The sequence below is a fragment of the Sneathiella sp. genome, from assembly GCF_002694385.1.
GTDB lineage: Bacteria > Pseudomonadota > Alphaproteobacteria > Sneathiellales > Sneathiellaceae > Sneathiella.
This window is the reverse complement of the sequence record NZ_NZMB01000019.1, coordinates 1-19,703: the sequence shown is the minus strand read 5'-3', so window position 1 is coordinate 19,703 and position 19,703 is coordinate 1. Positions and strand designations below refer to the sequence as shown.

Annotated in this window: 18 protein-coding genes, 1 tRNA gene and 1 pseudogene; 15 read left to right on the top strand and 5 right to left on the bottom strand. The window is 55.0% G+C overall.

Features of this window, described 5'->3' with window-relative positions:
• Positions 1-57: 57 nt before the first annotated feature.
• Positions 58-2,118, bottom strand: coding sequence for a lytic transglycosylase domain-containing protein (locus CMN55_RS13190; protein ID WP_293950278.1), 2,061 nt, complete (start codon positions 2,116-2,118; stop codon positions 58-60).
• A 152-nt stretch (positions 2,119-2,270) separates the two neighbouring features.
• Positions 2,271-4,907 (bottom strand): aminopeptidase N, encoded by a 2,637-nt coding sequence (pepN, locus tag CMN55_RS13185; protein ID WP_293950277.1) that lies wholly within the window; start codon positions 4,905-4,907, stop codon positions 2,271-2,273.
• A gap of 253 nt (positions 4,908-5,160) precedes the next feature.
• Here pepN and dapA point away from each other — a divergent pair, with 253 nt between their 5' ends.
• Both dapA and smpB read left to right on the top strand, forming a co-directional pair.
• Complete coding sequence (dapA, locus tag CMN55_RS13180) at positions 5,161-6,039, top strand: 4-hydroxy-tetrahydrodipicolinate synthase (protein WP_293950276.1); 879 nt, start codon at positions 5,161-5,163, stop codon at positions 6,037-6,039.
• 18 nt (positions 6,040-6,057) lie between these two features.
• Positions 6,058-6,510 carry an SsrA-binding protein SmpB gene (gene smpB, locus CMN55_RS13175; RefSeq protein ID WP_293950275.1) on the top strand — a complete coding sequence of 151 codons (453 nt, stop codon included), beginning with the start codon at positions 6,058-6,060 and terminating at the stop codon, positions 6,508-6,510.
• A gap of 45 nt (positions 6,511-6,555) precedes the next feature.
• On the opposite strand, the gene CMN55_RS13170 is transcribed toward smpB, so the two are convergent.
• The gene (locus CMN55_RS13170; protein ID WP_293950274.1) at positions 6,556-7,914 is read right to left on the bottom strand and encodes a phospholipase effector Tle1 domain-containing protein; all 1,359 of its coding nucleotides are present in this window, start codon (positions 7,912-7,914) and stop codon (positions 6,556-6,558) included.
• Positions 7,915-8,214: 300 nt separating this feature from the next.
• Here CMN55_RS13170 and CMN55_RS13165 point away from each other — a divergent pair, with 300 nt between their 5' ends.
• Positions 8,215-8,868 carry a hypothetical protein gene (locus tag CMN55_RS13165; protein ID WP_293950273.1) on the top strand — a complete coding sequence of 218 codons (654 nt, stop codon included), beginning with the start codon at positions 8,215-8,217 and terminating at the stop codon, positions 8,866-8,868.
• 31 nt (positions 8,869-8,899) lie between these two features.
• Here the strand turns inward: CMN55_RS13165 and CMN55_RS13160 are convergent, their stop codons facing one another.
• Entirely contained in the window at positions 8,900-9,505 is a 606-nt protein-coding gene (locus CMN55_RS13160; RefSeq protein WP_293950272.1) for a LabA-like NYN domain-containing protein, read from the bottom strand.
• 181 nt (positions 9,506-9,686) lie between these two features.
• Here CMN55_RS13160 and folK point away from each other — a divergent pair, with 181 nt between their 5' ends.
• The 12 genes from folK (at position 9,687) to CMN55_RS13105 (ending at position 18,611) form a co-directional block, all read left to right on the top strand.
• On the top strand, positions 9,687-10,184 hold the full coding sequence (folK, locus tag CMN55_RS13155) for a 2-amino-4-hydroxy-6-hydroxymethyldihydropteridine diphosphokinase (RefSeq protein WP_293950271.1): 498 nt from the start codon (positions 9,687-9,689) through the stop codon (positions 10,182-10,184).
• A 149-nt stretch (positions 10,185-10,333) separates the two neighbouring features.
• Entirely contained in the window at positions 10,334-10,738 is a 405-nt protein-coding gene (rpoZ, locus tag CMN55_RS13150; protein WP_293950270.1) for a DNA-directed RNA polymerase subunit omega, read from the top strand.
• Between the two features lie 153 nt (positions 10,739-10,891).
• The gene (locus CMN55_RS13145; protein WP_293950269.1) at positions 10,892-13,042 is read left to right on the top strand and encodes a RelA/SpoT family protein; all 2,151 of its coding nucleotides are present in this window, start codon (positions 10,892-10,894) and stop codon (positions 13,040-13,042) included.
• Positions 13,043-13,071: 29 nt separating this feature from the next.
• Positions 13,072-13,659, top strand: a complete 588-nt coding sequence (gene pyrE, locus CMN55_RS17275) for an orotate phosphoribosyltransferase (protein ID WP_366932064.1) — start codon at positions 13,072-13,074, stop codon at positions 13,657-13,659.
• A 23-nt stretch (positions 13,660-13,682) separates the two neighbouring features.
• Positions 13,683-14,303 carry a DUF2062 domain-containing protein gene (locus tag CMN55_RS13140; RefSeq protein WP_293950268.1) on the top strand — a complete coding sequence of 207 codons (621 nt, stop codon included), beginning with the start codon at positions 13,683-13,685 and terminating at the stop codon, positions 14,301-14,303.
• A complete protein-coding gene (locus tag CMN55_RS13135; protein ID WP_293950267.1) occupies positions 14,300-15,040 on the top strand; it encodes a pyridoxine 5'-phosphate synthase in 741 nt (246 codons plus the stop codon). The genes CMN55_RS13140 and CMN55_RS13135 overlap by 4 nt, the downstream gene beginning before the upstream one ends.
• A gap of 10 nt (positions 15,041-15,050) precedes the next feature.
• Entirely contained in the window at positions 15,051-15,461 is a 411-nt protein-coding gene (gene acpS, locus CMN55_RS13130) for a holo-ACP synthase (RefSeq protein WP_293950266.1), read from the top strand.
• Between the two features lie 102 nt (positions 15,462-15,563).
• Complete coding sequence (lepB, locus tag CMN55_RS13125) at positions 15,564-16,313, top strand: signal peptidase I (protein WP_293950265.1); 750 nt, start codon at positions 15,564-15,566, stop codon at positions 16,311-16,313.
• An 11-nt stretch (positions 16,314-16,324) separates the two neighbouring features.
• On the top strand, positions 16,325-17,014 hold the full coding sequence (rnc, locus tag CMN55_RS13120; RefSeq protein ID WP_293950264.1) for a ribonuclease III: 690 nt from the start codon (positions 16,325-16,327) through the stop codon (positions 17,012-17,014).
• A 16-nt stretch (positions 17,015-17,030) separates the two neighbouring features.
• On the top strand, positions 17,031-17,945 hold the full coding sequence (gene era / locus CMN55_RS13115) for a GTPase Era (protein ID WP_366932066.1): 915 nt from the start codon (positions 17,031-17,033) through the stop codon (positions 17,943-17,945).
• Positions 17,946-18,170: 225 nt separating this feature from the next.
• Positions 18,171-18,452, top strand: coding sequence for an SEL1-like repeat protein (locus CMN55_RS13110; protein ID WP_293950262.1), 282 nt, complete (start codon positions 18,171-18,173; stop codon positions 18,450-18,452).
• 67 nt (positions 18,453-18,519) lie between these two features.
• Positions 18,520-18,611, top strand: a tRNA-Ser gene (locus CMN55_RS13105).
• A 426-nt stretch (positions 18,612-19,037) separates the two neighbouring features.
• Here CMN55_RS13105 and CMN55_RS13100 read toward each other — a convergent pair.
• Positions 19,038-19,703, bottom strand: a pseudogene (locus CMN55_RS13100) (hypothetical protein); the annotation flags it as partial.

Below are 19,703 nucleotides of genomic sequence, written 5' to 3'. Positions count from 1 at the left end.
GAAAGAATACAGGACAGGATGAACATCCCGCCTGCAAATGCAAGTGACATTTTCCGGTCAGTCGGCCGGACTGCCGCGATTGATGTCTTCGGCTATCTGTAAAATGCTGCCTTCCCTTTGCTTCAGCCGTTCGCGGTAAATCTGAAGATTTTCGATGACCCGCTGAACATAATTCCGCGTTTCGCCATAGGGGATAAATTCGATCCAGTCGATGCTGTCGATATCGCCGGTGCGCGGATCACCATGTTCACTGATCCAGCGGTTGACATTGGACGGCCCGGCATTATAGGCGGCAATGGCCAGGACGTAGGAGCCGTTATAGCTATTGATCAGATCCGCCAGATAGCTGCTGCCGAGGAGGGCGTTGTAGGCCGGATCGGCCGTCAGCAGATCGGCCGAATAGCCGATATTGAGCTTACGCGAGACATCCTGCGCCGTTCCCGGCATAAGCTGCATCAGGCCGCGTGCACCGGCCCGCGAGACGGCATCTTCCGCAAAGGCGCTTTCCTGCCGGGTGATGGCGAGCATCAGTGCCGGTTCAACCGGGGGCGTTTTGAGGGTGAATTTCGGCGTCGGCCAGTTGACTTCGACAAGTTCGGTGCCCGACTGCGCCGCCTGTTTGGCTATGGAAATCGCGTAATCGGGACGGCCCACACCATTGGCAAGATCGGCAAGGGTCACATATTCTTCTTCCTGTGTCGCCAAATCCGCCAGATGCATCAGGAAGGGGCGAGTCAATCGGGGTTCCCCGAGTTCGGCAAGCTGCCGAATGGCAAGATATAACTCGCCGGTGCCGGGAACTCTGGCGTCCGGCGTCTGCGCTTTGGAAATTTTCGGAATTTCGGGCAGCTTTCTCTGACCCAGCGCATGTAACGCCATCTGGCCATAATAGGTCGTGTAATACTGCCCGGCGGTCTTGTACCAGTATTCTGCCAATGGCCGATCACCGATTGCGGCCTGTGCGCGACCAATCCAGTAAGCGCCGCGGGCGCGGCTGATGGGGTAGCTGACATTTTCATAGAGATTGCCGAAATGGCGGAGCGCGGTTTTTGCATCATCCAGGAAACGCAGAGCGATCCATCCGGACAGCCATTCGGCGGAGGCAAAATTCTCGCCCGGCGCGAGGCCATGACGACTGGCAAGATTGTAGGCCTCCGTAATATGTCCGAGGGCCAGCAGTTCGCGAGCCTGTATATGCCGTTCCAGCCACCAATTTTCTGCACGAGGGGTGTCCGGGCCCATGGCCAGCAGTAGTTCTCGCGCTTCGGCATCAAGGGCGCGGGCACGTCGCCATTTCGTTCGTTCCAGAATGAGGCCGGGATCATTTTGCAGACGCGCTGGCACAGCGCGTATCGCTTGATCCACATCTCCCTTGCCTGTCATCAGGGCAAGGCGGGCACGGGCGAGCGCTTTCATATCGGTGCTGACAAGGTCGAGCATCCGCATCGCGGCGCTGCTGTTGGCCTCCCACAGAAGATGGTCGAGACGTTCTTCATGATCGGCACGCGTGAGAAGGGCGGCCGCCTCGCGCCGCATTTCCTTTTCCAGCAATTCCGGCAGATCGCCGCTTCGCCAGGCGCGGCGGATCCAGTCACGCCCCTCCGCCTCCCGGTTTGAGGCGAGCAATGCCTCACCATAGCGATACATGCCCGTGCCGGTTTGCGGGTTATGAGCGGTAAACCAGTTAATGGTTTTTTGCGGTGGGATGGGGACATTCAGAGACTGCTCAGCACGGCGGCGCAGCGTCGTTTGATAGGGCCAGCCGGGATTATCCCGAATGAAAGCGGTAATTTCATCAAAGCCCGCGTCCGAGCCATATGTGATAAAATATCGCCAGTCGATGATTTTCGCGGGGAGCTTGTACTTTGCCTCGCTCGCGATAAATCGCGCCAATGTCCAGTCGCGTTTCTCGGCGGCAGCAAAGGCCTGCTTGTAGATGCCGAGATCATTCCGGCTCAGCAAGCCGGTCGAGAGCGGATGAGGGGGCAGTTCCAGCCCTGCCGGACGGTCTGATGGGCGTGGCGCGTCCTTGACGGCAAGACCGACAACGGCAACCGCATCCGGCTTGTTTTTGGGAAGAGGGACAGGGCCATTCACAGCGTTCTGGGAGGCCGCCATGGCATCTCCCAACCCGCTGGATAGAGGGAGAAGCATCGAGCTGGTTATCAGCGCTGCAAGGACCCGGTTTTTAAACATACCCCTGACCGATCAAACTACGATACCGGCGTCTCAGGAGAGACGCCTGACATCCATGATAGCAGATTTTACTCTTAATCATGCAGGCTTTTATTTGCCATTTCGTAAACGTGATCTGAAAGGCCAGGCAATTCCAGAATTTTTTCAAGCTCGGCCTTCATCAATGACTGACGTTCGGTATCATACCGCCGCCACTGGCCGAGCGGGGCGACCAGGCGCGCGGCAATCTGCGGGTTCGGCTTGTTCAGATCCGCAATGACGCCGGAGAGAATCCGGTATCCTTCGCCGCTCGGGTCATGGAAGGAGACGGGGTTGGCCGATGCAAATGCGCCGATCAGGGATCGCATGCGGTTTGGGTTTAAAAGATTGAAAGCAGGGTGCTGCATCAAACCGCGCACATCCTCGATTGTGGTTTCGCGTACTGCCATGGCCTGCAGCATGAACCATTTATCGATGATCAATGCTTCTTTTTGCCAGCGATCATAATAATCGGCGAAAATTTCCTCCCGAATGGGGTCGCTGATGTCTTTCAGGGCAGAGAGCGTCGCGACGCTGTCCGTCATGCTGTCACTCGTCCGGTATTGGGCTTTTGCAAGCTGGTAGTATTCTTCTCGGCCTGTTGCGATCAGATAGTTGAGCGCCGTATTCTTGAGCCGGCGGGAGCTGCTTTCCGGCTGGTTGGCCGGGCCTGGGGAATTGCGGCATTCCTCATAAATGCGCAGCCATTTCTCCTCAAACCCAAGTCCGATCTGGCGGCGGGCGTCTTCGCGCACGCGGTGCAGGCCATCGACATCCACGACCGGCATTTTTTGCGCCACATCCTGTTCGCCCGGCAAGGTAAGGGCGGCGGCGGCAAAGGCGCGATCGAGCTGCTTGTCTTCCAAAAGCGCGTCAAAGGCCTCCATGAAGGCGGCGGGAAGGGTAACGTCCTTGCCCTTGTTCGCCGGTGAAAGCTCCTTCAGGATGATATTGCTGGCAAGCCGTTGGCCCGCATCCCAGCGATTGAACGGATCCTGATCCTTCGCATAGAAGAAAGCGAGGGCCGGATCATCCATTTTCTGATCCAGAATGACCGGCGCGGACAAGCCCCGGAACAGGGAGGCATGCGGCCGGGTTTTAAATCCGCCGAAGGTGAGGGACTGGATGTCATCGGTCAGGCTGAAGACGGCTTCCTTTTCGCCCTTGTGCGGCCCGTCCGGGAAGGAGATGGCCGTGCCCGCCTCATCCAGTAGGCCCATGCGAAGCGGGATATGCAGGGGCTTGAATGCCTTGCCCGCCTTCACATTTTTCTGGGCGAAGGCCAGGGTATATTCGCCGCGCGCTGCATCATAGCTTTCCTTGACCTGGATGGTCGGCGTACCGGGCGTGACATACCAGCGCCGGAACTGGGTCAGATCAACTCCCGAACCATCTTCAAGCGCGGAGACAAACTCCTCTGTCGTGACCGCCTGGCCATCATGGCGTTCGAAATAAAGGTCCATTCCCTTGCGGAATTTTTCCGCCCCGAGCAGCGTATGGATCATGCGGATCACCTCCGCTCCCTTCTCGTAAACCGTGGCGGTATAGAAGTTGTTGATCTCCACATAGCTTTGCGGCTGGATCGGATGGGCAAGCGGGCCGGCATCTTCCGGGAACTGGGCGGCTCGCAGGCGCTGGACATCGCCGATACGCTGCACGGCGGCAGAGTTCATATCGGCGGAGAACTGCTGATCGCGGAACACGGTCAGCCCCTCTTTCAATGTCAGTTGGAACCAGTCGCGGCAGGTGATGCGATTGCCGGTCCAGTTGTGGAAATATTCATGGGCAATGACGCTTTCGATCCCGTCGAAATCCGCATCCGTCGCCGTCTCGGGAGAGGCGAGGACATATTTCGAATTAAAAATGTTAAGGCCTTTGTTTTCCATCGCGCCCATGTTGAAATCGCTGACCGCGACAATCATGAAGATATCGAGATCATATTCCCGGCCATAGAGGTCTTCATCCCATTTCATGGACTTCTTGAGGGAAGTCATGGCATGACCGCATTTGTCCTCATTTCCTTTTTCAACGAAAATCTGAAGTTTCACATCACGGCCAGAACGCGTTGTGAAATGATCTTCCACCACGGCGAGATCACCGGCCACCAGGGCGAAGAGATAGGCGGGTTTCGGATGTGGATCATGCCAAGTGACGGATGTGCGGCCGCCTTCAATGATTTTCTTCTCGGTCAGGTTACCGTTGGACAGCATAACGGGATAGCGTGTGCCGTCCCCGATAATGGTGGTGGTGAAAACGGCCATGACATCCGGCCGGTCAAGATAATAGGTGATGCGGCGAAACCCCTGTGCCTCGCATTGCGTGCAGAAATTTCCGCTTGATTTGTAGAGTCCCTCAAGCGCGGTGTTCTCCTGCGGTTTGAGGCGCGTTTTGATCTCAAGCTTGAAGCTTTCCTCGCCGGTCGCAACGGGGAGAGTCAGATGCTTGTCCGTCAGCTCATAACCGGCCTTGTCCAGCGGTGCTTCGTCCTTTGCGATGGAGAGAAGCTCCAGATGCTCGCCATTCAGGCGGAGCGTTTCCGCCGCGGGATCCGAACGTTGCAGCGCAAGACGGGAGGTGACAATCGTTTCCTCTTCTCCGAGCTCGAAGGTCAGATCGATCGAATTGATCAGGAATTCGGGCGCTTTATAATCTTTGAGATGAATGGTGGCGGGTTTCAGAGCGGACTTGGACAAGGGACACCTTTAATTAAGAATAACAGCCTAAATGTAACCCCCTTCGCCAACGGATCAAGGGCGTCTTTCTGCACAATGGGGGAGAATGGCCACAGTCCGGACTTAAGCGGCCTCTTTGCATGCAGTTACCGCTTGCCATCAGGCTGTTCATGGCTGTAAATCAGGCCTTCGCCATTGTGACATGAAAAAACCTGCCAAAGGCGGGTTCCATAAAAATGGCGGGAATAGCAATTTTGAAACTGAGGATATTGTCATGTTTAGAGGATCGATCACAGCGCTTGTCACTCCATTCGATGGGGCGCGCGTGGATGAAAAATCGTTTCAATCCTTCTGTGACTGGCAAATAAAATCCGGAACAAAGGCACTGGTGCCGGTTGGCACGACGGGTGAATCCCCGACGCTGAGCCATCCCGAGCATGACCGTGTGGTCGAGCTGTGTGTGGAGGTGGCGAAAGGCCGGGTGCCGGTTATGGCGGGCGCTGGCTCGAATAATACACTCGAAGCGATCCGCCTTACCAAGCATGCCAAGAAGGCGGGCGCCGATGCCGTGCTGATTGCGATGCCTTATTATAACAAACCCACGCAGGAAGGCATGTATGCCCATTACAAGGCGATCAACGACGCGGTAGATATACCGATCTATATCTACAACATCCCGGGCCGTTCGGTTGTTGACATGACGCCGGAGACGATGGGCCGTCTTGCCCAGCTCACGAATATTGTTGGCGTCAAGGATGCGACCGGAGATGTTTCCCGTGCGGCGCTGCAGCGCATTCATTGCGGCGAGGATTTCATTCAGCTTTGCGGCGATGACCCAATTGCACTTGGTTATAATGCGCAAGGGGGGCGCGGATGCATTTCCGTGACCTCAAATGTCGCGCCCGCGCTCGTCTCGGAATTGCAGGAGGCGAGCCTTGCGGGGGAAAATGAAAAGGCGATCGCGCTTCAGGATCGCCTGATCCGATTGCACAAGGCGCTGTTTATCGAAGCAAGTCCCGCGCCGACGAAATATGCTCTTTCCCTGCTTGGTAAATGCAAGCCGGATGTGCGCCTGCCGATCATTCCTGTGTTCAAGGAAGAATCCAAGCGCGAGATTGAGGCCGCCATGCGCGATGCGGGCGTTCTGAACTAAAAAGGATAAATTCTAGCTATGGGCCGCACAATCGCGGAAAACCGGAAGGCTCGCTATAACTACTTCATCCATGAGGAGTTTGAAGCGGGCCTTATCCTTCAGGGCACGGAGGTGAAAAGCCTCCGCGCCGGGAAGGCCAACATTCAGGACGCTTATGCGTCTTTTGAAAATGACGGGCTGTATCTGATCAACGCGCATATTGCGGAATATGGGCATGGTAACCGCTTCAACCATGATCCGCTGCGCCCGCGTCAGCTTCTCATGCACAAGCGGGAGATCAGCAAGATTGCCGGGCAGATCCAGAAGGCTGGCAAGACGCTGATCCCGCTGTCGATGTATTTCAACGACCGGGGCATTGTAAAGGTCAAGGTCGGACTGGCCAGCGGCAAGAAGCAGCATGACAAGCGCGCAACCGAGCGGGATCGTGACTGGGGCCGTGAAAAGCAGCGGCTGATGAAAAATTACTCCTGAGGCCCGGCGGTATTTCCGGCACCTTCCGGGATATTCTCCTCAAGATCAGGCCATTGCCTCCCGGCTGAGGGGGGCTGCGAATTCGAGGCCGAGGAAGTTATCCTTCGCCCAGACGACCCGGCTTTTCAGCCCGTCCGAAAAGGCACGAGAGGATTGCAGGACGAGTGACGTTCCCTCCGGCAGCCTTTCCTGGAGCCATATTTTCGCGCCGCTGCGGCTGTAATCGACCAGGCTGACCGTTATTTTGGCCCCATTGGCAATGATGAAGGCGGGCCAGTCAATCTTGTGCCGTGGATAGCGGCGTTTGTCCGGGCTTTCCTGCGGCCTTTCCCGGAAAACAGGGATGTCGCTATCGGGTAAATTGGCAATCTGGCGGGGGCGGTATTTACGGTCGGCTTTACGACGGGCCAGAACAGTTTCGTGCAGCTTTTCCGGCTCCATACCGCCGCCTTCGGATATCTGGCCGGTTTGTCCGAACGGCCGGTTAAAGGGTTTGCGGAAAGGCAGAGGGACGCCGGCAACCTTACGCCGGTTCATGGCGATGCGTCCGCCAATGTCGGGGATGGTCATTTCTTTCAACTTTTGCAGATCAATATGCAACCCCTCATCTTGGGCGCGATCAAGCATCCAGTTGAGCGCGATATCGGACAGGCGGCTGTCCCGCCGCCCACCAACCACATTTTCATGGGATCCGGCGAACCACACCTGTTCCACCTTCCGGGTCTCTTCCGATTGCACGCCAGTCCAGAGGCCGGGTTTGAAGCGGCTGCGACGCTCATCCAGCGCGAGAGCCTGAAAAGCCGTGTCTACATTGCCGTTGACGCGGTGATCGTGATACATCATCCAGCTTTGCGAAATATGGTTGAGGCCCGGCATCGGCAGCCCGTGACTGCCGACCGTATCCCAGCAGCCGAGAAACCGGATCCGCACCTTGTTCATCGGTAGTTCATCCGCGAGCGCGCGGGCGGCGGGCGATTCCATCGCCTCCATCGGGATCTGGCTGTATTCAAAGGCGGCAGGCAGCAGATCGAGCCGTTCCGGCGGCAAAAGGCCCACCTTGTCAATCAGATCGGCAAGGCGGCGGATGTTAAATGCGCCAAGACCGGCGCCCAGCAGATAAATTTCATCGGCCTCACCCGCGCGGTAATTGCGGGACAGAAAGCGGTAGCTGTCAAATATCTCCACTTTCATGCCAAGGCCAAAAGTCCGCTGCATCAGACGCCGGTGAAGCGGGGGCCGGGCCTCGTGATCGTGCAGATAAAGAAGCTGGCTGCTGCCTTCCGCTGTTGTCGGTGCGATGCATTGATAGGCAAGGGTGGCATTCCCCGGAACGCGCCTGTTCCTACTTCTGAACTGGGGCGAGACCCAGCAGCCGTCGCTCAGGACCACAAGTTTTTGTGCCATAACTTCCCCTCTTTATTCAGACAATTATAGCAAACCGGGTACGCAAGATGGCGCTTTTGTTTAAGCCGCTTGAAAAATAGACATGGGACATACTTTCGAAGCGGTGTTCTCTGTCAAAATGCCGTGATGATTGTAGCGGTATTTTGCCGCACCATTCCACGAAAAAATGCAGACTTCCGAGAATCCATATGAACCGCAGGATGTGAATTTGGCGGAAATTTTGATTGCCAGGCAAACAAAACACCCTTATTAAAAGTGCGTTTTATATTCAATACTCTTTTTGAGTGTTTTGTTGAGAGGATGATGATGTCACTGAGATTTGTAAAGTCCGTATTACTTCTAACAATGCTGATAGGGCTCTCGGCCTGTGCTGCCGGTCGAAGTGTTGTTTCGATCCCTCTTCCGAACAGTGAATCAAATCCCGTTAATGGCGTGGACATAAAACTCGTCGCTGTCACGGACAATCGGGTATTTCAGGTTAAACCGGGCGTGCCGGAAGTTCCCTCCCTTTCTGAAGATGAAGAAATAAATTCCGGCATCAAGGCGCGAGCTTACGCAAGAAAAAGAGGTGACTGGGGGCAAGGACTTGGAGATGTAATCTTACCCGAAGGCGAAACAGTTGTGGGCGTGATGACGCAGTATATGCAAAGCGCTTTCCAAAATGCTGGTTACCGGGTGCTTTCGGAAGGAGACGCCGGGTATGATAGCGCAATTCCGGTGACCGTCCGGATTGTCCAGTTCTGGTGTTGGGTGGAATTGACTGTCGGTTTGAGCAATATATCGGAAATAATTATCAGAGCTCCGGATGGGAAACTGGAGGATGTCTTGATTGTACGAAACAAATCTGTCCACAAGGCTTTTTTATCAACAGATGAGGCATGGCAGCAGTGCGCAACTTTGGGAATGCAGGAGATTTCCGCCAAGGTCTCGGCCGAACTCAGGAAATTACAATAGACGGAGGCTCGCCGGGGAAGGGGCCTGACGATCAGGCGATTTCCTCGGCGTCCTCATAGGGATCATATTCCTCGGGGAACTGTTCATAATCGCGGTCATTGCGCTGGCTGACCGCGCGGCCGACACGTTTTTCAAGATCTTTCAATTCAATAAAAAAGTCAGCCTGACGGCGCAACTCGTCAGCGATCATGGGCGGTTGCGATTTTACGGTGCTGACAACGCTCACGCGGACGCCCTGCCGCTGGATCGATTCGACCAGGCGGCGGAAGTCACCATCGCCGGAGAACAGGACCGCATGATCAAGATGCTTTGCCAGCTCCATCATGTCGATGGCAAGCTCGATATCCATATTGCCCTTGTATTTGCGCCGACCGGCGGAATCGGTAAATTCCTTCGTTGGCTTGGTCACCATGGTATAGCCATTGTAATCAAGCCAGTCGACCAGCGGGCGGATGGGGGAATATTCCTGATCTTCGATCAGGGCGGTATAGTAAAAGGCGCGGACGAGCCTGCCCTGGGAAGCGAATTCGCTCAATAATCTTTTGTAGTCGATATCAAACCCGAGCGCGCGGGCGGCTGCATAAAGATTGGAACCGTCAATAAAAAGAGCAATCCGCTCCTCCGGGTAAAAAGGCATTACCAATTTCCGTACGTAATATTATAAATAATTCTTGCTACGGTCGCGAAAGCTCCCTAATCCGTCATCAATAGCAAAATAATTGCCATATCTCTAGACAAGATTTGCAGCCCGATAAGACAATTATGGTAAATAAATGCAGGAAACGGGGCTTTTTCGTGGTTTTTGAGGATAATTTATTGTGATTTTGATCGGTTTAGGGGCAAATTTGCCACATCCCGTTCATGGGGAGCCTGTCGATACGCTTGCGGTGGCGATTGAATGCATATGCGAATTTGCGTCCCTGCGGCGTCAATCCGGCTGGTACCAGACGGCGCCGGTGCCGGTCTCCGATCAGCCCTGGTTTGTGAATGCGGTCATCTGCGTCGAAACAGACCTGTCCGCACCAGCGCTGGAGGCGCGGTTGCATAAGGTGGAACACGCCTTCGGCCGCGTTCGCCGCGAGAAGTGGGAGGCGCGGCTGCTGGATCTTGACCTGCTCGATTTTCATGGCGAGGTGACGGAAAACCGGAATCAGGGCGCGGGACTTGTTCTGCCGCATCCGCAGATCGAATTCCGGGCCTTTGTGCTGGCGCCGATTGCGGAAATCGCACCGGAATGGCGCCATCCGGTCAGTGGCAGGGCCGCAGATGATCTGCTCCAGGGGCAGGCGTCGGCGCAGCCGATCCGCCGTCTTTGAGGCGGGCGCGGCAAGCTCTAGTGCGATAAAGTCACGTTTGGGTGAAAAACTGCCGGTTTTCAACGGCTTTTTCTGTCACTTTGACTTGCTATCCGCTATACAAGCGAATATGTAGTAAGCTGAATTCAGAGACAATTGGAGTTACCTTAATGGCACGCGTCACCGTTGAAGATTGCGTAGAAAGAGTACCGAACCGTTTTGAGGTCGTCTTGCTGGCTGCGCGCCGGTCACGGGAGATCGCGGCCGGTTCCATGCTGACGGTTGATCGGGACAATGACAAAAATCCGGTGGTATCCCTGCGCGAGATTGGCGATGGCACCATCGATATTGACGGGTTGAAGGACAATCTTGTCCATTCCCTGCAACGCCGGGTCGAGGTGGACGAACCGGAAGAAGACAATATGGCAGCCCTGATGAGCGCCAGCAACGAGTGGGCCGGCGTCATTCAGGAAAACCTGACCGAAGAAACATTTTCAGCCGATGATGTCGGTGCAACGGATGGGGAAGCGTCGGCAGCGGATACAGACGTTGATGACCCATTCGACGACAACTGATCGACACAGATACAGCGCCTGGCATTCATACTCTATCTATAGCGGTCAAATGCCGGGCGATGTATGCTCGAAATCCGGCGATCCGGCATTTTTTACGCTGACACGTATAGACAGCTATCAGGGGGGCGGCGCCTGTTTGCGCTGTAACCGCTGATGCTGCGTCAGGTTGAACTTGTTGATCGTGTGCTAAGCTACGATCCGCAGGCCGATGAAGACCTGCTCAACCGCGCCTATATCTTCACAATTAAAGCCCATGGCAGTCAGGTGCGCGCGTCGGGCGATCCCTATTTTTCCCACCCCATAGAAGTTGCGGGCATCCTGACCGAGCTCAAGCTCGATACCGCGACCATTGTCACGGCACTTCTTCATGATACGATTGAAGATACTGTCGCAACCAAAGAACAGGTTGAGGAAATTTTCGGTAGCGAGATAGCGGCTCTTGTGGACGGGGTGACCAAGCTCTCGCAGCTTGAGCTGCAATCCGACAAGACCAAGCAGGCGGAGAATTTTCGTAAACTGCTGCTCGCCATGTCCAACGATATCCGTGTTCTGCTGGTCAAGCTGGCAGACCGGCTGCATAACATGCGCACCCTGCATTTCATCAAGAACCCGGAAAAGCGCAGGCGGATCGCCACNGAGACGATGGAGATTTACGCGCCGCTTGCCGAGCGGATCGGGATGCAGAACTTTCGTGACGATCTGGANGANCTCGCCTTTATCGAGCTNAACAGNGAGGCGCGTAACTCCATCAAGCGACGGCTCGAATTTCTTCGCGAAGAAGGGGAAGATATTGTCGANCGGATTGTNGCGACGCTGAAAAANGATGTNGCNGCCTCCGANATCAAGGCGGATATCTATGGGCGGGAGAANCGNTATTATTCGATCTGGCGNAAGATGGAAAAGAACAATGTTTCTTTCGANCAGCTTGCNGATATCATCGCTTTNCGCATCATTGTCGACACGGTNGAGGATTGCTACCATGTCCTCGGCATCCTGCATGCCAAATATTCCATGGTGCCGGGNCGNTTCAAGGACTATATCTCGATACCGAAGCGNAATAATTACCGGTCGATCCATACNACGATCATCGGGCCGGAGAAGAAGCGCATNGAAGTGCAGATTCGCACGCGCGACATGCACGAAACAAACGAGTATGGCGTTGCCGCNCATTGGCAATANAAGCAAAANCTNGAACAGGTCCGGGAAGGNAANCAGTATCGCTGGTTGCGAGAGCTTCTCGAAATTCTGGAAAACACNGCCGATCCGGACGAGTTTCTGGAACATACNAAACTCAGCATGTTTCAGGATCAGGTGTTCTGCTTTACNCCCAANGGCGATCTGATCTCGTTGCCGCAGGGGAGNAGCCCGGTGGATTTTGCNTATGCGGTTCATACGGATGTNGGCAATACCTGTGTCGGCGCCAAAATCAACGGGCGATTGGTGCCGTTGCGGACGGCGCTTCGCAATGGNGATCAGGTGGAAATCCTGCGCTCCAAGAACCAGACACCATCCCCGACCTGGGACAGCTTCGTNGTCAGCGGCAAGGCGCGGGCGGCCATCCGCCGCTTCACCCGNATCAAGCAACGCGATCANTATATTGAACTGGGNCGCGCGATTGCGGAGAAAGCTTTCCGCATGGAAGGCAAGCAATTTGCNGAAAAGGCCCTGCAAACNGCCGTGGATGTCTGGAATCAGGAAANCATCGACGATATCTATTGCATGCTTGGGGANGGGACACGCACGGGCAGGCAGCTNATTGANGCTATTTTCCCCGGNGAGAAACACAAAGCGGANAANGACAAGGTAATTGNCCTCCGNCGGACCGGCGCAAAGNCNGCTTCCGGTNAGTCGCTTTCNATTCCCATTCGCGGCCTCATTCCGGGAATGGCGGTGCATCTGGCCGGNTGCTGNCATCCNCTGCCNGGAGATCGTATNGTNGGGATTGTCAGCACGGGNCGCGGGGTGACAATCCATACCATTGACTGCCACACNCTCGAACAGTTCGCCGAAGTGCCGGAACGCTGGNTGGATGTCTCCTGGGANGAAGANAATCAGCAGGCAGCNCTTCCCGTTGGNCGAATTTCGATTATTATGGCGAATGANCCGGGCGCGCTTTCGGGTGTGACCTCGACGATTGCCTCNAATAATGGCAATATCAGCAATCTGGTCATCGTNAATCGCAGCCAGGANTTTTTTGAAATGCGTATCGACATCCAGGTAAATGATGTCCGGCATCTNACCAATATCATCGCGGCATTACGGGCGGATCCTGTNATCAGCTCTGTGGAAAGATCGGCCGGTTAGGGNCCGGTGCGGAAAGGATAAAANAAGCAATGAAAGACGACGAAATCCTGGCCCATTTTCGCGAGACCGATGCGTTGCTGGAAGGNCACTTTCTTCTCAGTTCCGGACTGCATTCGGATCGGTATCTGCAAGCGGCAAAAGTGNTNATGTATCCGGACAGGGCGGCGGCGCTNTGCCNGGCNCTGGCNGCCAAGGTGANNGACAAATTCGGCAAGGATGCCNTCGATATTGTTGTCTCTCCGGCTATGGGCGGGGTTATTGTCGGATATGAGATGGCNCGGCAGCTTGGGGTNCCGGGAATNTTTACAGAGCGNGAAAATGGCGCCTTTACCTTCCGACGNGGGTTTTCNNTGACNCCGGGCGCGCGGGTGATCATGTCNGAGGATATNGTCACCACCGGNAAATCGAGCCGTGAATGCATNGAGGCNATCCGCGCCGCCGGCGGNNAGGTGATCGGCGCGACCTGTCTGATTGACCGTTCCAATGGNACGGCCGATGTNGGTGTGCCGCTTGTCTCGCTGTTGAAGATGGANGTCAGGACATTTGCGGCGGATCAGTTGCCGCCCGAACTTGAGGGGACACCCGCCGTGAAGCCGGGCAGTCGAAATCTCAAATGATTGCGGATGTGGAGCGAGCATAGATGTTTCGCCGTCGTAANAAATCATCGCGGCTGCGGCAGCTGGTGGATTTTTTCTGGCCCTCCATTGGTTTTCGNCGGTCCTCAAAATATGTCGGNTACCGNNTGGGNCGTNTNAAAGGCTCACCCTACAGCCTGGCNGCGGGGTTTGCNTGNGGCGCGGCGGTTTCCTTTACGCCTCTACTTGGTCTGCATTTTGTGCTTGCGGGCCTTTTTGCCTGGATCATGCGGGGGAGTATCCTTGCCTCGGCGCTCGGCACTGCAGTCGGCAATCCCTGGACCTTTCCTTTTATCTGGACAATGCTTTACAAGGTCGGGCGCTGGATACTTGGCGTCGATCCGGATCAGCGCGCTTTTCCCGATGCCAGCCTGACAACATTCTTCGATGGTCTCTGGTCCGGCCGCTGGGAAGAGGTATCGCATATCTTTCATGATGTCATTTATCCGATGCTGCTGGCGAGCGTGCCGATCTGCGTCATTGTTTGGCTCCTCTGTTTTTATCCCTTATGGGGCATCATCGGCAGATTCCAGGACAGACGGGCAAAAGCGATTCTGAAGGGGCAGCAGCGGCGTGAAAAGCCAAAGGTGGGTAAAGCTGAAAATCTGGGAGTAACGGAAAAATGAAGCATTTGAGACTGGGCGTGAATATTGATCATGTCGCGACCATTCGCAATGCGCGCGGTGGTGTGCATCCGGATCCTTTGCGCGCGGCGCGTATTGCCGAAGCGGCGGGTGCAGATGGGATCACCGCTCATTTGCGAGAGGATCGACGGCATATCAGTGATGCCGATATTACACGCCTTGCGCGGGAGCTGACCATTCCGCTCAATTTCGAGATGGCGGCGACGGAGGAGATGCTGTCGATCGCACTTGCCCATAAGCCGCATGCAAGCTGCCTTGTCCCGGAAAAACGGGAAGAACGGACAACGGAAGGCGGTCTCGATGTTGCCGGATCACATAATACGTTACGCTATTATGTGGACAGCCTGAAAGGAGCGGGTATTCGCGTCTCCCTGTTCATAGAAGCCGATCCCCGCCAGCTTGAGGCGGCGAAGGCAATCGGTGCCGATATTGTCGAGTTGCATACCGGTGCCTATTGCGATGCGGAAGCGGCGGCAGCGCGTGGTCAGGAGCTGGAGCGGATTCGCAAGGCGGCGGCCTTTGCTGAGGAATTGGGACTGGAATGTCATGCAGGCCATGGCCTTACCTTCGGAACGGTCGGTCCGGTTGCGGCTATCCCGACGATTGTTGAACTCAATATCGGCCATTTTCTGATTGGAGAAGCCATTTTTGCGGGCCTTGATCCCGCCATTCGCAAGATGCGAAACCTGATGGATGATGCCCGTCAGGCTGTCGCCTGAGGGAGCGTTCATGTCTCGTATCATCGGCATAGGCAATGATATCATCGATATCCGGCGGATTGAAAAGACGCTGGACCGGTTTGGTGAACGCTTTATCAAGCGCATCTATACCGAAGTGGAGGTCACCAAATCGGAGCGACGGCTCAACCGTGTTGAATCATACGCGAAGCGCTATGCGGCAAAGGAAGCCTGTTCAAAAGCGCTCGGCACCGGGTTTCGGCGCGGCGTTTTCTGGCGCGATATGGGGGTTATTAACCTGCCGTCCGGCAAACCGACCATGGCGTTGACCGGCGGGGCGCTTGAGCAGCTTGAGAAAATCACGCCGCCGGGAATGCGGGCCGAAATCCATCTCACCATCACGGACGAGCCGCCGCAGGCGCAGGCCATTGTTCTGATAACGGCCATTCCGCTTGACGAATAGAACACGCGGCTTCGAAGAATAAGGCTCGAAATCTGTTGCCTGTAAGGGCCGTTCATGCAATTGAATGTGACATTGTTTGATTATTGATCTGGAAGTTTGTTGATGAAGGAAGAAGCGGTTAAAGCCAAGGGCGGCATCGGTGAAACGATCCGCACGATCATCTATGCAGTGTTGATTGCGGTTGTTATCCGCACATTCGCCTATGAGCCATTCAAGATTCCTTCCGAATCCATGCTGCCGACCCTGATGATCGGTGACTATCTGTTTGTCTCCAAATACTCCTATGGCTATAGCCGTCATTCCTTTCCCTTCAGTATGGCACCGATTTCGGGCCGTGTTTTTGAGGACCTGCCGGAGCGGGGCGATGTCGCCGTGTTCAAAAAACCTATTGGCGAACCCATTGATTATATCAAGCGGATCGTTGGCCTGCCCGGGGATAAACTGCAGATGATCAACGGTGTCCTGCATATCAACGGTGCCGCCATCAAGCGGGAACGGGTTGAGGATTTTGTTGATCGGGATCGTTTTGGCAATGCGCGGCGTATTGCCCGGTATCGTGAGACGCTGCCGAATGGCAAAAGCTATTTTACCCTGGATGAAACGGTTCAGGGCATTATGGACAATACGGATGTCTATACTGTGCCGGATGGGCATCTTTTCGCCATGGGGGACAACCGCGACAATTCGACCGACAGCCGTTTTCTCAGCCATGTTGGATATATTCCGGTTGAAAATCTGGTCGGCCGGGCCGAGATTATCTTCATGTCCCTTGATGGTTCCGCCGCTTGGTATGAAATATGGAAATACCCGGTCGCTATTCGATGGAACCGGATTTTCAACCCCTTAAGCTGATGGCGGGGCCCATGAAAAATCTGGGAGATCTGGCGGCATTGCTGAACCATGATTTCTCGGACCCTGATTTGTTGAAAGCAGCCGTGACCCATTCCTCGCTTGTCAAAGGGAAGGGAAACAAGCCAAGCCGCCCCGATTATGATCGGCTTGAATTTCTGGGAGATCGCGTCCTTGGTCTTGTGATCAGCGAAGAGTTGTTTCGCCGCTTTCCGAATGCGGAATCGGGGCAGCTTTCCCGTCGTTATAATGCGCAAGTGCGCCGTGAAACGCTGGCCGAAATCGGCCTGGAAATGGGATTGCAGGATTATATCCAGATGGCGGGCGATCTCGCGGCATCCGGCGGGCGGGAGAATCCCGCCATTCTAGAAGATGTGATGGAAGCGATTATCGCGGCCCTTTATCTTGATGGCGGGATGCGGGTGGCGCGCAGCTTCATCAAATTGAAATGGTGGCCGCGGTTTGACCGCAAGGATGCCTCGAAAAAAGATGCCAAATCGGCGTTGCAGGAATGGCTGGCCAAGAACGGCCGCGTTCTGCCTGTTTATGCCGTAGTTGAGGAAACCGGCCCCGATCATGACCGGAAATTTAAGGTAATGGTGACAGTTGAGGGATTTTCATCGACAACCGGATCGGGGTCATCAAAACGCTCGGCAGAGCAGAAAGCGGCCGCGAAAATGCTGAAAGAATTACAAGGTGAGTGACGATATTCCGGGCGGAATGCCCATCAAGGGAACTGCGCGCTGCGGTTATGTCGCGCTTGTGGGGGCGCCGAATGCCGGGAAGTCGACGCTGCTCAACCAGCTTGTCGGCGCCAAGATCGCCATTGTCACGCCCAAGGTGCAGACGACGCGGACGCGGGTAACAGCCATTGCCCTTGAAGGGGAAAGCCAGATCATTTTCGTGGATACGCCCGGTATCTTCAAACCGGCCCGGCGGCTGGAACAGGCCATGGTTGATGCCGCCTGGAGCGGAGCGGAGGATGCGGATCGTGTCGCGCTCATCGTTGATGCGGCGAAAGGCATCACGAAGGATGTGGAGCGGATTATCGACAGGCTGGAGAAAAGTGGCCGTCGCGCCCATGTCATTCTTAACAAGGTTGATATCATCAAGAGGGACAAGCTGCTGGCCCTGGCACAGGCCTTCGTCGAGCGGGGCATATTCGATGATATTTTTATGGTTTCTGCCCTCACGGGGGACGGCGTTGCCGATTTGCGGGTGGCCCTCGCAAAGGAAATGCCGGAGGGGGCCTGGCTCTATCCGGAGGATCAGCTTGCGATTGCGCCGATGCGCCAGCTCGCGGCCGAGGTCACCCGCGAAAAGCTGTTTATGCGGCTTAATCAGGAGCTGCCCTATTCATTGACGGTGGAGACGGAAAGCTGGGAAGAGCGAAAGGACGGATCCGTCCGGATCCAGCAGGTGATTTTCGTTTCCCGCGCCAATCACAAGCCCATCGTGCTTGGCAAGAATGGCCAGACCATCAAGCAGATTGGCGCGCTCGCCCGGGCGGAACTGGAGGAGATGCTGGAACGCCGGGTGCATCTGTTTTTGTTCGTGAAAGTACGGGAAAAATGGCTCGATGATCCCGAGCGGTACCGGGAAATGGGCCTTGAATTTCCAAAAAATGCCGACTGAAGCCTCTTTTTACGATAGATATTTTTAGCCCTTTAGTGGGCTTGAGCCTCCAAAAACGTCCTGTTTTCGGGGAATTTCTGTCATTTTTCAGCCGATTATCCCCATTTCTAAACAAACATGGTTAAATTTCGCATGGCGCTAATAAAATTTTAACCAAATTTCTCTCATCATGCTTTCATTAGATGTTTTTGTTTTGCTAATCGGTTGAATATGGGGATTTGAACGATGGCTGTTACAAGTGAAAACTACGTTGAGACACAGTTGAAAAATGCCGATGCGGGCGTTGCGGATGACCAGTTTCGCGCGGGTCTGCTATTTTCCACCGGTGAGGGGGTTTCTCAGGATCTGGTGACGGCGCATAAATGGTTCAACCTTGCCGCCATGAACGGGATTGAAGAGGCAAGAGAGATCCGTGCCGAGATTTCCATGGATATGTCGACGCAGGAAATCGCTCGGGCGCAGAAGATGGCCCGCGAATGGATTATGAACCGTCGGCCACTGTCCTGACAAAATCGACAAAAATCGATTTAAAAGCTTGGACAGTCTGTCAAAATCTGCCATATTGCCGCCGCCCGGTGAGCTGGCCGAGTGGCTGAAGGCGCTCCCCTGCTAAGGGAGTATGGGGTCAACGCTCCATCGAGGGTTCGAATCCCTCGCTCACCGCCATCCACCCCCGGCAATTTGTCTCTAATCTTGTCTGGCGACGCAAGGGCCCGTAACAGGGCGCTTATTCGCCGCCAATCCCTTTCTTTGCATCGTCTCCGGACCGTCAGATGTCGGCTCTTCAGGGCTGGATTGCGAGCCAGTCTCCGTCTGTCTGGTGGTAGGGTGAGTTTCACGAGAACAGGATATTAACAGGGAATTTTCGATAAAAATAGCCGTTAACAGGGTAAAATTCTGTCTCGTTCGCATGATGCTATATATTTTATTACATAAAATCAGTGGTTTATATATGGGTTTTGCCACTTTCCTGTTTATCGACGGAACAGGATGATTAATCGCGATAACAGGGCCTGTTATTGCGATTAACAGGGAGTTTTAATCAAATTAACAGGTGAATTAAAAAATTCCCGGTGGGCGCTTTATCTGACTTTAATCCGCGGTATTGATCCCGAACTTGCGGTGTTGATCAGCCCAGAGCAAGGGGATATCGTGCCTAATCAGAAGGGCCAGTGTCAGATGATCCGGCTGGCGCCCTTCGAGGATAGCGCGCTGGATATCCGGGGCCAGAAACGCCAGCCGGACCAGGTTGCGCCGCCAGGGGGAGCTGGGCGCTGCCTGCAGGACCGGTCCTTTCATTGTATCCCGATCAAGCATCGCATAGGCGCTGCGCAAGGCCCGGATCAGGGACGGGTCCGGCTGCGGTGTGTTTCTGTCGCCGGCAAGAATATCGGTCCTGCCGCCCCGCGTCTGCATCCGCCAGGGCAGGGTCAACCGCAACTGGTCCGATTGCGCAAGGTCGGGCATAGTCTGTTCCCCGGTATGAAGGTTTGCCCTGATTTTGCCAATATGTTTGAGTGGCAGAAACAGATCGACATGCTTTGCATTGATCTCGACGCGACGAACAATCTCGAGCGGATCTTCCGGCAAGTTGGGGAGAAGACGGACCAGTGTCTTGATCAATCGACTTTCAATTGTCGCCGCTGAGATACGTCGCGGCGCGCTGCCCTGTTGGTCCCGCTTTGCGCCGCGCTGCAACGGTGCCGAGACATAATAGCGATACAGCTTGCCGCCGCGCCCATAGGCAAAAGTCGGGGA